This is a genomic window from Streptomyces lydicus, assembly GCF_004125265.1.
GTDB lineage: Bacteria > Actinomycetota > Actinomycetes > Streptomycetales > Streptomycetaceae > Streptomyces > Streptomyces lydicus_C.
Genome location: NZ_RDTE01000003.1, coordinates 6,299,235 through 6,312,427 on the forward strand (window position 1 = coordinate 6,299,235; position 13,193 = coordinate 6,312,427).

12 protein-coding genes are annotated in these 13,193 nt (G+C 70.3%); 7 read left to right on the plus strand and 5 right to left on the minus strand.

Features of this window, described 5'->3' with window-relative positions:
* The first annotated feature begins 16 nt into the window (after nt 1-16).
* Nucleotides 17-1,153: an FAD-dependent oxidoreductase gene (locus D9V36_RS30255; RefSeq protein WP_129296543.1), complete on the plus strand. Its 1,137-nt coding sequence runs from the start codon at nt 17-19 to the stop codon at nt 1,151-1,153.
* Between the two features lie 324 nt (nt 1,154-1,477).
* On the opposite strand, the gene D9V36_RS30260 is transcribed toward D9V36_RS30255, so the two are convergent.
* From D9V36_RS30260 to D9V36_RS30275, 4 genes are all read right to left on the minus strand, one after another.
* Nucleotides 1,478-1,939, minus strand: coding sequence for a hypothetical protein (locus tag D9V36_RS30260; protein WP_129296544.1), 462 nt, complete (start codon nt 1,937-1,939; stop codon nt 1,478-1,480).
* Between the two features lie 402 nt (nt 1,940-2,341).
* On the minus strand, nt 2,342-3,898 hold the full coding sequence (locus D9V36_RS30265) for a serine/threonine-protein kinase (protein ID WP_164993063.1): 1,557 nt from the start codon (nt 3,896-3,898) through the stop codon (nt 2,342-2,344).
* Between the two features lie 273 nt (nt 3,899-4,171).
* A complete protein-coding gene (locus D9V36_RS30270; protein ID WP_129296546.1) occupies nt 4,172-4,915 on the minus strand; it encodes a hypothetical protein in 744 nt (247 codons plus the stop codon).
* Between the two features lie 534 nt (nt 4,916-5,449).
* Nucleotides 5,450-6,070: a TetR/AcrR family transcriptional regulator gene (locus D9V36_RS30275; protein WP_129296547.1), complete on the minus strand. Its 621-nt coding sequence runs from the start codon at nt 6,068-6,070 to the stop codon at nt 5,450-5,452.
* 36 nt (nt 6,071-6,106) lie between these two features.
* Between D9V36_RS30275 and D9V36_RS30280 the strand changes: the two genes are divergently transcribed.
* The 4 genes from D9V36_RS30280 (at nt 6,107) to D9V36_RS30295 (ending at nt 9,696) form a co-directional block, all read left to right on the plus strand.
* Entirely contained in the window at nt 6,107-6,904 is a 798-nt protein-coding gene (locus D9V36_RS30280; RefSeq protein ID WP_129296548.1) for an alpha/beta fold hydrolase, read from the plus strand.
* 355 nt (nt 6,905-7,259) lie between these two features.
* Nucleotides 7,260-7,826, plus strand: a complete 567-nt coding sequence (locus tag D9V36_RS30285) for a DUF4232 domain-containing protein (RefSeq protein WP_129296549.1) — start codon at nt 7,260-7,262, stop codon at nt 7,824-7,826.
* A 147-nt stretch (nt 7,827-7,973) separates the two neighbouring features.
* Nucleotides 7,974-8,222: a hypothetical protein gene (locus tag D9V36_RS30290; protein WP_129296550.1), complete on the plus strand. Its 249-nt coding sequence runs from the start codon at nt 7,974-7,976 to the stop codon at nt 8,220-8,222.
* Between the two features lie 376 nt (nt 8,223-8,598).
* The gene (locus tag D9V36_RS30295) at nt 8,599-9,696 is read left to right on the plus strand and encodes a PP2C family protein-serine/threonine phosphatase (protein ID WP_164993064.1); all 1,098 of its coding nucleotides are present in this window, start codon (nt 8,599-8,601) and stop codon (nt 9,694-9,696) included.
* A 368-nt stretch (nt 9,697-10,064) separates the two neighbouring features.
* Here D9V36_RS30295 and D9V36_RS30300 read toward each other — a convergent pair whose 3' ends face one another.
* On the minus strand, nt 10,065-10,925 hold the full coding sequence (locus D9V36_RS30300; protein ID WP_129296551.1) for a helix-turn-helix transcriptional regulator: 861 nt from the start codon (nt 10,923-10,925) through the stop codon (nt 10,065-10,067).
* Nucleotides 10,926-11,011: 86 nt separating this feature from the next.
* Between D9V36_RS30300 and D9V36_RS30305 the strand changes: the two genes are divergently transcribed.
* Both D9V36_RS30305 and D9V36_RS30310 read left to right on the plus strand, forming a co-directional pair.
* Nucleotides 11,012-11,920 carry an SDR family NAD(P)-dependent oxidoreductase gene (locus tag D9V36_RS30305; RefSeq protein ID WP_129296552.1) on the plus strand — a complete coding sequence of 303 codons (909 nt, stop codon included), beginning with the start codon at nt 11,012-11,014 and terminating at the stop codon, nt 11,918-11,920.
* 318 nt (nt 11,921-12,238) lie between these two features.
* Nucleotides 12,239-13,189 carry a DUF5996 family protein gene (locus tag D9V36_RS30310; RefSeq protein WP_164993199.1) on the plus strand — a complete coding sequence of 317 codons (951 nt, stop codon included), beginning with the start codon at nt 12,239-12,241 and terminating at the stop codon, nt 13,187-13,189.
* Nucleotides 13,190-13,193 lie beyond the last annotated feature (4 nt).

Below are 13,193 nucleotides of genomic sequence, written 5' to 3' on the forward strand. Positions count from 1 at the left end.
CGCGAAAGGAATCACCGTGACGACCTCGGTCTCGATCATCGGCGCCGGCCTCGGCGGACTCACACTCGCCCGGATCCTGCACCTCCACAACATCCCCGCCACCGTCTACGAGGCGGAGAAGTCCGCAGGCGTCCGCACCCAGGGAGGGCAGCTCGACCTCCACGAAGAAGACGGCCAGCTCGCCCTGGAGATGGCCGGCCTCACCGAGGAGTACCGCTCGGTCATCCACCGAGGCGGCGGAGCGCGACGTGTCGTCAACGAGCAGGGGCGTGTTGTCGTCGACCGGCCGGACGACGGCTCCCTGGCACGGCCGGAAACACTGCGCGGTGACATCCGTCGGATTCTGCTCGCATCACTGCCGCCCGGCACGGTGCGATGGGACAAGAAGCTCGTCTCGGCGACCCCCATCGGAAACGGACGGCACCAGGTGTCGTTCGTGGACGGCTCGTCGGCCGTGTCCGACGTCCTCGTGGGCGCCGACGGGGTCTGGTCCAAGGTCCGGGCGCTCCTGTCGGACGAGCGGCCGGTGTACTCAGGCATGAGCTACGTCGACACCTACCTTCACGACGTCGACACGGCCCACCCGCGCGTGGCCGGCCTCGTCGGGAACGGCGCCCTGTACGCCCTGGTCCCGGGCAAAGGGTTCCTCGCCCACCGTGAACCCGGTGACGTCGTCCACACCTACGTCGTGCTGCACCGTCCTGTGGAGTGGTTCGATGCGATCGACTTCACCGATGCCCCGGCGGCGACGGCACGGGTGGCGGCAGAGTTCGACGGCTGGGCGCCGGAACTGCTGGCCTTGCTCACCGACGGCGCGTCCGCACCCGTCCTGCGCAGCATCTACGAGCTGCCGGACGACCACCGCTGGGACCGGGTCCCCGGCGTCACACTTCTCGGCGACGCGGCACACGCGACCGTCCCCGGAGGAGACGGAGCCAATCTCGCGATGCTCGACGGCGCCGAACTCGGCACGGCGATCGCAGCCCACCCCGACGACATCGAGCAGGCCCTCGCCGACTACGAGAGCAGAATGTTCCCCCGGAGCCAGAAGGCGGCTGCCGCCGCCCACCGCACCATCGACTTCATCTTCGGCGCCAACGCCCCCGCCGGGGTCATCAGCCTGTTCTCGGAGGACGTAAGCACCTCCGCCTGAGCCGGTGCGGCACCGCCCAGCCCGTCATCTGCCGCCTTCGACGGCGCTTGCGCCCGGGCCCGCCCCCCCCGCGGGCGGCATCGGCCGTCTCCTGCCGGGGCCGTGCTTGCCGTCCGCTCACGGCGCCGGCCCCAGGTCAGTGACCTGGGGCCGGTGTGTTCTCGGCCGAGGAGGTGGCCGGGGGTGGTGAGGTCTCCTCTTTACCGGTGCGGGGCTCGCGAGCTGCACCGGGTCGGCAGGTCCTTGTCCCGGGTCGGCAGGTCCTCGTCCGGGGTCGGGCCGTTCACGGAACGCCGGTGGTCGCAGGGCTCCGCGCCAACTGGACTAGCTGGGGCTGGTGTTGCCGCAGCGGCTGGTGCGCTCTTCGTCGGTCATGGGGCGGGACTGGATCCTGAGGATCTTGTAGGTGATGTCGCCCTCGACATCGGTGAAGTCGTGGGGACCCCGGCGGTTGTGCTCGTTCACGGAAGCGAAGGGGTTCGACTGGTCGATGCCGTTGAGGTGCCAGTTGCCCTTGGCCTTCCGGGTGACCGACACCTCGTCGACCCAGCCGATCTCGCCGGGCTTCAGAGCGCCCGTGGTGTCGCTGCTCGACGTGTTCTGCTTGAGCCAGGTGTGCTCGATCTTCGGCAGCACCGAGACGGGGTTCGCGCCGACCGACATGCCGATGACCGTCGATTCGCTGGTGGTCTCCGCCTCGCCCTGCTTGAAGTCGGCTCGGTGGTGCAGTTGTCGCGGTAGTCCCCCACCACCGTCGGTGTGCCCTCGGTCGGCTCCCCGACCCATGCGGTGGGGGTGAAGGTGCAGTCCCCGCCGCAGTCGGAGAGGAACTCCGCGACCCCCTCGGGGGTGCTCCAGCCGCCGCCACCGCCCTCGGAAGCGGGGCCCCGCCTCCCCCGATCGCGGTAGGTGGCGCCGTAGTGGCCCCGGCGTTACTGGTCGTCGCCCCAGCGGCCCTGGATCACGGGGCCGCTGGGTGATGGAGGCAACGAGGACGGGAACCTCGCAGCGGACCGAGCGTGTGTCGTACCTGGTGGCCACGGCTCGATGTCCCTTGAGGCGATGGGCGCCGCACCTGACCGAGTGCCGGGCCCTCCCGAGAGGCCCCGGCTCCTTGCGCAGTCGTCCGGCGCGGATTCCGCCCTGCGGGGCACGGGCGCACGACTCGTCAGTGGCCGTACGGCATCGTCAGCCCGCGGCGGGACGCGACCGGTAGCGGCCGCCCGCGAAGTGCCGCAGTGCGGTATCGAGGCCGTAAAGGCGGGCGCCCGTCTCGTTCCTCGCGGGGGAGACGAGCGTGCACTTCAGCACACCCGTCCCGGCGTGGAGCGGGGAGGGGACCTGGGTGCCCGTTCCTTCTTCGAGGGCCGCCGTCAGGGTGATGCTGCGCCTGTTCCACTTCCGGGTGAGCGTGACGGAGGAGATGTCCCGCCAGGGCACCGTGAGCGTGGACGGGCCGTGCCGCACATAGAGCCCGTCTGCGCCGACCCGCAGTGTCCTGGGGCTGAGGAGCGGCAACGAAACTTTCAACCCGTAGAGCAGATGCAGCAGCATGAGGAAGAGCGTCAACGCCAACGCGGCCTCGGACCCATGGATCATCACTCCGACCAAGTTCAGGAAGCCTGCGATCGTCAACGCCGAAACGGCCGGCCATCGGATGCGGCGCAAGACCGCCGCGAGGCCCCATTTCTCGACGGTGAACGCGGGGAGCGTGGCCGGCGGTTCGGCAACCGGCCGATGCCCGCGCGGCGCCACCGTGGGTGCCTCAGGTGCCTCAGGTGCCGCGGATGCCACAGGCTCCGCGGGTGCCTTGGGCGGCCCGGTCGTGGCCGTTGAGCTCGCGGGCTGCGGTCCGGTGGCCGCCAGGGCATCCGCGTCGGAAACGGTCTCCGCCACGGGCCTCGGCGCGATGCGCGGGTCGGGGACCGTCGCCCGCGGTACGCCCGCGAGACGTGTGAGGAGCGCGTCGGCGGTGGGGCGGCCCTCTGGAGACTTGTGCAGACAGTCCTGCACCAGCCCCCGCAGGCCGTCCGGCACGGCGCTGAGATCGGGTGCCTCGTACACCACCCGGAACAGCAGCGCGTGGGAGGACCCGTCGCCGAAGGGTCCGGCGCCGGTGACCGCGTAGACGAGCAGGGAGCCGAGCGAGAAGACATCCGAGGGCGGGCCCACCGGCTGCCCCAGCGCCTGCTCCGGCGACATGAAGCCAGGCGTGCCCAGGACGGTCCCGGCCTTGGTCAGATCGGTACCGCCGGTGGTCTCCAGGGCCTTGGAGATGCCGAAGTCGATGACCCTCGGACCGTCGTCGACGAGCAGGACGTTGGAGGGCTTGAGGTCGCGGTGGACAAGGCCGCCCCGGTGGAACGAGGCGATGGCCTCGGCCAGACCCGTGCCGAGCCTGCGCACCTCGGGCTCGTCCAACGGGCCCTGCTGGATGACGTGCTCGTCGAGCGAGGGGCCTTCGACGTACTGGCTTGCGATCCACGGCATGGTGGCGTCCGGGTCCGCGTCGACGACCGGCGCGGTCCAGAATCCGCCCGCCCGCATCGCGAGCTTGGCCTCGCGCCGGAACCTGTCGCGAAAACCGGGCGTGGCCGCCAGATCCTCCCGTACGAGCTTCACGGCAACCCGCCGTCCCGTCACGGATTCTCCGACGAACACCCGGCCCATCCCGCCCGAGCCCAGACGTCCCAGCAGCTGATACGGCCCGGCGGCCCGTGGGTCCGCAGCTTCCAACGGCTCCATCAAGCTCCCCATTCACCGCACCCGGATTTTCCGAGGTCTCACCCTAGGGGGTGTCTTCCCGACCATCGAGCGGAGGTCCTTTCGTGAGGGACGGGGAGATTTCTGACGTGGCCCGGACGGTGATCGCGCCGCTGCTGCCGCCTGCGGGACGGGCTCGTGGCCGGTGGCGGGACCACTGCCGGGTCCTTGAAGGCTACGGACGCTTCCGTCACGGCGGCGGTGGAGCCGCCCCGCCGGAGGTGGCTCCACCGCCGCAGTCGGGCGGGCGGGCGCTTACGCGTGGGCGCTGATCACGCCGCCGTTGCTGAGCACGATGTAGATGCCGTTGGCGTTGAGCCCGACGTCGTGCCCCTTTGTCTCCAGGGTGGCTGCCACGCCGTCGTGGCCGATGATCTGCGCGCGGTAGCGCAGCTCGCCGACCTTCGTGACCTTGGCCGTCCAGTCGCCCGCGAGCTTGAAGGTGCCCGGTCCCTGGTGTCCGCCGCCCATCCAGGAGTGGACCTGGCCGTCCAGCGTGAGCGTGACGAACATGTCGTTGGCGTCGAGCCCGTCGTCGTGCCCCTTCGTCTCCAGCGTGGCCAGGACCGAACCGCGGGCGACGATCTTGGCGCGGTAGTGCTGGTCGCCGAGCTTGTAGATCTCGGCCTTGCTGACGCCGTCCGCCAGGCGCTGGGTGCGGGCCGGGGATCCCGTCTTTCCGCCGTCGGTGGTGTGCGCGCCGCCCGACTGCTTGTCCGCGCCGCCCGTCTTGGTGTCGGCCTTGGCGCCGGAGCCCGTCCGGTCATCGGAGCCCTGCGCTCCGGTAGAGGAGCCCTTGCCGCTGGACTCGGCGGACGAGCCCGCGCCGCTGGATTCGACGGCGGTTGCGCCCGCATCAGCACGGCCCGCGGACTTCGTGCCGCCGGCATCCGCGCCGGAGCAGGCGGTCAGGGTAAGGCCGGCCGCTGCGACCAGGGCCGCAGCGGCAACGCGGAGGGTGCGGCGACGAGCGGCGCGGACAGTGGTGCTGGAGCTCATTTCGGGGTCCCCCCGGACAGTGGGTTTGGTGCTCTCCTCGGTACGTCACCCACTCTGCTCGGCGCCCCTATCGCCGGCCTGCCGCGGCACTAACGTCCGGCTAACACCGTTGTGAGCAGCGGAAGAACGCCCAGGGGGAACCCGAATGACCTGTCTGTGGCGTCTGGTTGGAGACGCCAAACTGCCTGCCGGAACCGGGGCAGCACCGGAACCAGGGCAGCAGCCGTCAGGTCGTCGTCGTCATGGCAACGCAGCTCAGGCCTTGCTCAAGCGATCACCCAGCAGGGACGGCAGGCGACTTGCGTCTTGTCAGGGGATCTGAGCCTCGACCGGCGACCGGCAACAGGTAGCAGGGGACTGGTGGGCAGGCTCTCGGGCGACCGCTTGACGCCCTCACCTCTGCTGGAAGCCCCGGCCGGCCGCACGACTGGCGCCACGGCTGGATGCACGGCCGGCGCCACGACTGGACGTCACGACCGGATGCCACAAGAAGACGGCGCATCCCACAGGCCCCGGTCGTCACCGCCTTACGAGTCAGGGAGTCAGTGGCACGAGTTGCCGGCAGATCAGTTCGTGGGCGAGGCGTGCCGTCGCCAGCAGGTCCTCGTTGGGTGTGCCGAGGTTGGCTCGTACGGACAGGCCGTGGACGACGGACTGGACGACTCCGGTCAGGGCCGTTGCGTCGGTCCCGGCGACGAGTTCCCCGCCCTGGGCCGCTCGCTCAATGCGTGCGTGGAGGGCCCGCTCGTTCCAGGCGTGCAGTTCGGCGTAGTGGGCGCTGGTGTCGAGCGTGCTCGTGCTGTCGGTCATCGCGGCGCTGCTGAGAAGGCAGCCTGGATGTGCGTCACTTGGCCGGGTGAACTCGTGGACCGAGTTGATGAGGACCTGATGGATGACGGCCCGGAGGTCCTGCTCGGTGACGGCCTGCCGGTAGATCTCCCGGTAGCGCTCGGCGTAGGTCCGCACCGCTTCCTCGAACAGTCCGGCTTTGCTGCCGAAGGCGGCGTAGAGGCTGGAGGTGGAGAGTCCGAGGGCGGCGGTGAGGTCGCGGGTCGACGTCCCGGAGTAGCCGCGTCGCCAGAAGAGGCGGGCGGCGTCGAGGATCGCGCGGTCGCGGTCGAAGGCTCGTGGTCGTCCACGGGTTGGCTGGGGCACCCTTGCATTGTAGAGCGTTTGCTCCATAATGAATTTATGGAGCAAACGATTCAGAAAAGTCTGCCGGTCGGTGGGGGGAGTTGGGTCACGGTCGAGGTCTACGGGGAGCCTGATGCTCCTGGTCTCGTCGTCGTCCCGGGTGCGATGAGTGACGCGCGCGGGTGGCGTCATGTCGCGGCCGCCGTCGACGCCTGGCCGTCGGTGACGGTCGTCAACCGTCGGGGCCGTACCCCCTCGGGGCCGTTGACCAGCGCGTACTCGCTGCAAGCGGAGGTCGAGGACCTCGGCGTGATCCTCGACGAGTGCAAAGGCACGCAGGCGCTCTTCGGCTGGAGCTACGGCGGCTTGATCGCGCTACTGGCCGCCAACGATCGTCCACTGCGCCAGCTGATTGCCTACGAGCCGGTGATGCGGCCGTTCGGCCGTCACATACTGCCGGATCTACGGACCGCTGAGGAGGCGGCGGACTGGGATGCCACCGTCGAGATCGTGAACCGGCAGCTCGCCGGACTCGACACGGCGCAGGTCGAGGCACTGCGGTCCGACCGTCAAGGATGGGAGGAAATGCAGCACTTGAGCAGACCGGCGTACGCGGAGCTCGCCGCGCTCAACTCGGCGCCGCCACCGGATGAGATGGCCCGACGGGCGGATCGTGTCGACCTGATCATCGGGCAGTGCAATCACGGAACGGCCCCCTACGGAACGTCGTTCGACGATGTCCGGCAGCGCGTCACCCGTGCCGACGTCCATGTGCTTCCCGGTCAGGGGCACCTGGCCCACATCCAGGCGCCGACGGAGCTCGGCCACCTGCTCAACGGCCTCGCCGCTGCCTGATGAGCAATCACGCCAACGTCGTGGCCTCGTTCATCTGAGCTTCGTGCCACTGGCTCTCGTACCGCTGAGTCTCGTGCCACTGGGACTCGTACCACTGGGTCTCGTACTGCTTCTCGTGATGCTGAGTCTCGTACTGCTCGGTTCTGCCTCTCCGGTCCCGACCGGAGAGGCAGAACCGAACCCGGGCTGTGGCGGGGGTTCTTCGGGTTCTCCTGGGCGTTCTTCCGCTGCTCACGCCCGTGCTAGCCGGACGTTAGTGCCGCGGCAGGCCGACGGTAGCGGCCCCGAGCAGAGTGGGTGACGTACCGAGGGAATCAAGAAAACCCACGACACCGACTGCCCCGGGGGACCCGTCATGAACTCCAGCGCCACCGTCCGCACCGCTCGCCGCCGCACCCTGCGCCTTGCCGCCGCGGCTCTGACCGCAGCCGCCGGTCTCACCCTGACCGCCTGCTCCGGATCGGACGACGCCGGCGCGAAGCCCGCCGGCCGCACGGACGCGGGTGCGGCGGCCGTCGACGCCGGCGGGGCGGCCTTCGCCACCGGCGGCGACGCGGTCCCGGACCCGGACGCGGGCGGCGCGACGACCACCAGCATCGTCCTGACCAACAAGGGCGGCAGTGCCTGCAAGATCGGCGGCTTCCCGGGCGTGGACCTCAAGTCCGAGAACGGCGGCGAGCGCTGGTCGCTGGCCCGCTCGTCGAAGAAGTTCAGCTCGATCACCCTGCAGCCCGGGGACAGCACCGACTTCACGATCAACGTCGCCATGACCAAGGAAGAGACGGGCTTCTACCAGCCCGCCTTCGCGGACGTCACCCCGCCCAACGAGACCACCTCGCTGACCGTGGAATGGCCCTGGGGCACGCTCGTCGACCAGCGGAGCGCCACCCACCCGGCCACCTTCGTCAACCCCATCGGCTGACCGCCCGGCACCTTCACCCCGGACACAAGCCACCACACCTCTGGGCCCGACCAGCCCAGAGCGCCCCACGCACTTCTGGGCCCGACCAGCCCAGAGCGCCAAAGGCGGGAAGAGACAAACAAGAGACAAACAAGCTAGGAGACCACCATGAAGGCATGGCGTACCCGAATCGGCATGGGACTCGCTGTCAGTGCCGCAGCAGTCGCCATCCCCCTGACCGCCACCACCGCCTTCGCCGCCCCGCCCCCCGGCGACGGCTGGGTCCCCATCGGTGCCGAGCGGTACCCCTCGAAGGCGGCGTGCGAAGCGTCGGAACTCCCGAATGCCCAGGCGAACGGATACCACGAGGTGTGGTGCGACGACAGCAAGGCCATCATGCCCATCTTCAACCGCTGACCGCCGCCCCCTCGACCGTTCACTGCTGATCGCTCTCCACCCGGCGAGGACTACTTCCCGCCGACGCTGAGCCACGAAAGTCCGCTGCCCCGGTGCGACACACCGGGGCAGCGGACTTTCCGCTTCCCGGCCCCGGCCCCGGGGTGTCGCAGGTTTTCGCGGACCTTGCCGGAGTCGCGCGGAGCGCGGAGCAGGTGCGACACAGCCAAGGCCGCCAAGGCCGCCAAGGCCCGGCAATGTCACCAAGGCTGCCAAGGCCTGCACGAGGAGACGCCGCCAAAGCCGGCGAGCCGGTCAGGAGCAGGTGGCCGGCTCCGGACGTCCGGTCCGACCCGTCAGAGCGCTATGTCACCTTTACGTAGATATTCTGTGAAGTGTGATCGAGCCTGAACGGCCGCGGCTGCGTCGTCGCCACGGCCGGGGGAGCCTGGTGCGGCTGTCGCCGGTGATTCTGACCGTCGTCATCGCCAGCCTGGCATATGCCACACCCCCGGAAATGGCCTTCAGCCGCCTCCTGCCTGCGGCACCGGCCCTCGCCGCCGCCATGTGGCCGGTGCTCCCCACCGTCCTGCTGGGGACGGTCTGCCTGTTTCTGATGATCGGCCTCAGCATCGTCTTCCCCGGTCTGGGGACGTGGTGGACGGCCGCGGGGATCATCGCGGTCACCGTGGCGGCCGCATACGGAAGCCATGTCCGGCTCCAGCGGGAGCGGACCCTCTTCCAGGTGCGGCTCGTCGCCGACGCGGCGCAGCAGGTGGTGCTGAGCCCGATGCCGCGCCGCTTCGGGAGCGTCGAGATCGAGTCGCTGTATCTCGCGGCCGCGGCGGAGGCCCGTATCGGCGGGGACTTCTACGAGGTGGTCGACACGCGGTACGGGGTCAGGCTGCTTATCGGCGACGTGCGGGGCAAGGGCCTGCCGGCAGTGGGGGCGGCTGCGGCGATCGTCAATTCCTTCCGGGAGGCGGCCTACGGCGAGGCCGACATGGTCAGCGTCGCGCGCCGGCTGGATGCGAGCAGCACCCGTTACAACGCCGCCTTTCCTCCCGAGGGGCCGATGGAGCGCTTCGCCACCGCCCTTCTTGTCGAGATCCCGCACGATGGCGGGCGCATCGATATCCTCAACTGCGGGCACCCTCCGCCACTGCTCCGGAACCGCGGGGAACTCCGTGCCCTGGAGCCCACCACCCCCTCGCCGCTGCTCAACCTCGCGGAGCTGATCGGCGATCACTACACCATCGACACCTTCGACTTCGCCCCCGGCGACCTGCTGCTTCTCTACACCGACGGGATCGCCGAGGCCCGCGCCCGCGACGGCGGCTTCTTCCCGCTGGCGTCCTGGATGCGCCGACAGCCCCCGACACCACCCCACGAGCTGCTCGCGGCCCTCCACCGCGACCTCCTCCACTACAGCAGAGGCCGCCTGGACGACGACATCGCCGCCCTCGCGGTACGCCTGCGGGAACCGTCGGAGTGAGCCCGACCCGATCACGATCCTGACCGCGGCCCGGATCGAGGCCAGGTGATGCCGCCGTCCGGTGTGTTGCTGGTGCCTCCCGCGGGCGACCTCGACCTCGATGTCGATGCCCTGTCGATCCCTACCGAGGGCCCGGCTGATTCCGTTGGGCGGGCGGCGGCCTCTTCCTTCCGCAGCCTTCAGCCGAGCTGTTCAGCCAGTCCGACGATGATGCCTTCGGGCGGCGGAGGTCACAGCACCGATAGGTGTCCTTGTCAGTGTGGGGCCGGCCCCACATGCGCGGGAGCCACACCTCCGGTGGGCCGCGGGTGAGGTAGGGCGCCGGGTCAGGGACGGGCAGGCCTCCTCCACTGCAGGAGGGACGCACGTCAGCCGGGTACCCCCATGCGCTGTGTGCCGACGACGGACAGCAGCCGTAGGGCCTCTTCCGAGGGGGTGCCGGGGGGTGCGGTGTAGATGAGGAGTTGTTGGTCGCGGTCGGCGATGTCGAGGACGTCGCAGTTGACGCTGACGGGGCCGACGAGGGGGTGTGCGAAGGTCTTGCAGGGGGTGGGGCGGGCGGTGATGTCATGGGCTGCCCAGATGTGGGCGAACTCGGCGCTGCCGTCCAGGAGTTCCTGGACCAGGACGGTCACCTCCGGGTCGGTGGGGTAGCGCGCCGCGGCGGCGCGCAGGTGCTGGGCCGAGGTCCGGGTGAAGGCGTCCGCGTCCGAGACGCCGTACAGGCGCCGGCCGTGCCGGTACGGGCCGAGGAAGGCGCGGCGGAGGAGATTCCGGTCCCGGCGCGACAGGGCGGAGAAGTCCTCCATCAGGGCGGCGGCCAGGTCGTTCCAGGCGATGACCTCGTACGTCGCCGAGATCACGATCGCCGCGGCGCCCGGCAGCCGGTGCAGCAGGTCGATGATGCTCTGCCGCACCTCACGCGAAGGTCCCGGCGGAGGCAGGGGCGGGGCGCCGGCGAGGTGGTGGAGGTGGCCGCGCTCGGGGTCCGACAGGCGTAGCGCGCGGGCAAGTTGGGTCAGCACCTCGCTGGAGGGGTGGAGGGCGCGGGCCTGCTCCAGCCGCGTGTAGTACTCGGTCGAGATGAAGGCCAGCTGTGCCACCTCCTCGCGCCGCAGTCCCGGGGTACGGCGGCGCGGCCCGGCGGGCAGCCCCACGTCCGCGGGGGTGGTGCGTTCGCGCCTGCTGCGCAGGAAGTCACCCAGCTCTCGTCGTACTCGTTGATTCACCTGCCCAGTGTGCGGGGTGCCGAGGTGCCCAGCCAGGTACTCCTGGGGCCTGGATGAGCGGGGTGGCCGGACACAGGCTCGTCGGTATGGACAACACACCGATCACGCCGATCACACCGATCACGTCCGTCGTGCCGAGCACGTCGAGCACGTCGAGCACGTCGAGCACGTCGAGCACACCGGGCACACCGGGCGCACCGAGCACGTCACGCACGCCGATCACCTCAAGCACCACCTCGGGTCTGCTCGCCGGCAAGGTCGCCTTCATCACCGGTGCCGGTCGCGGCATCGGTGCGGCTGCGGCGCGGCTGTTCGCCCGGGAGGGGGCCAGGGTGCTCCTCGCGGCCCGCACGGAGGACCAGCTCAAGACGGTGACCGAGGAGATCAGGGCGGCCGGCGGCACCGCGGACCATGTGGTGTGCGATCTGGCCGACGGGGCGAGCATCCGTGCCGCCGTCGACCGGGCCGTGGAGCTGTACGGCCGGCTCGACGTGGCCTTCAACAACGGTGCGACGGGGCAGCCGCCCGGCCCGATGGACCAGTTGCCGGAGGCCGATTTCGACCGCGTCTGCGCCGTCAACCTCAAGGGCTCGTGGCTGGCCATGAACGCCGAGATCGCCGCGATACGCGCCACGGCGAAGCGCGGGGCCATCGTCAACACCTCCAGCGTCGGCAGCCTGATGGGCAACCCCGAGCTGCCCGCGTACGGCGCGACGAAGGGGGCGCTCAACAGCCTCACCGCGTCGGCAGCCGTCACCTACGGCCCGGAGGGGATCCGCGTCAACGCCGTCGCGCCCGGCACCACGCTCACCGAGATGCTGGAGGACTGGGAGGAGGAGTCCCCGGGCACCATCGCGCAGCTCAACGCCCTGACCCCGCTGGGCCGCGTCGCCGACCCGGACGAGATCGCCCAGGCCGCAGCCTGGCTCCTCAGCGACCGTGCCTCCTATGTCACCGGGACGGTCCTGCGCGTCGACGGCGGCATGCGGGCCTGAAGCCGAGCAGCCCGCTGCTGGTGCATGAGCTGGACGGCAGTCTGTGGCGGGCCCGTAGGAAAGGGCGTGGCGGGGCCCGCAGGAAAGGGCGTGGCGGGTCCCGGACGAAGGGGTGTGGCGGGTCCCGTACGAAGGGGTGTGGCGGGTCCCGTACGAGGTGCCGGCACTGTGCGGCCTTGGGTTGGCCGGGTGGTGTTGGTGCGTCCAGGCAGGGGTGTTGCGGGGAGGCGGCACGCCGTTGCGCCCCCGCGTGGCCATCATGGGCATCCGGTCCGCCCGGCCGTCAGGAGTGCCGGGCGGGAAGGGAAGGTGATGACGGTGGAGTTGTTCCCGCCGATCCCGTTCGCCGAGTGGCGGGACACCAAAGAGACGCTGCATCGCTTCGCTCAGATCGTGGGGAAGGTCCGGCTGGCCGCCGCTCCGCGGCGCAACCACTGGTGGAACGTGCCGTTCCATCTCACCGGACGCGGAATCACCAGCCGCCCGATGGGGCAGGTCGACGGGAACCCGGTCTTCACAGTCGATTTTGACTTCGTCGGTCATCAGCTGGTCGTCGCGGTGTTGGACGGCCGGTCGGTCTCCTTCCCGCTCGTCGGTCACTCCGTGGCGTCCTTTTACGCCGCGGTCATGGAGTCGCTGGCCACGCTGGGCGTCCGGGTGGAGCTCGACATCCCCCGGCCGTTCGACCTGCCCGACGCCGGCCGTCCGTTCGCCGAGGACACCGAGCACGCGACCTACGACGCCGGGCATGCCACCCGCTACTGGCAGGTCCTCAGCCAGGTGGCGTCGGTGCTGGAGGAGTTCGCCGCGGGCTATTCGGGGAAGGTCAGCCCGGTGCATCACTTCTGGCACACCTTCGACATCGCCCACACCCGGTTCTCCGACCGGCGTATCGACCAGCCCGGACAGGTCGACCCGGTGACCCGGGAGGCGTACTCCCGGGAGGTCATCAGCTTCGGCTTCTGGTTCGGCGACGACTCCTTCGCCGCGCCCGCGTTCTACTCCTACACCGCTCCGGAGCCCGCCGGCCTGGCCGAGGAGCCACTGGAGCCCGCGGCGGCGCAGTGGGCCGACCGCGGCGGCAGCCACTTGGCGGTGCTGCCGTACGACGAGGCCCGCATCGCGGCCGATCCCCGTGCTGCCGTGCTCGGTTTCTACGAGAGCGCGTATCGGGCCGGGGCCCGCCGTGCCGGATGGGACCGTGAACGGCTCGCCTGCCCGGGCGGGGTGACGGACCCGTATCTGCGGAGGGAGGGGGTGGCTCCCTGATGGG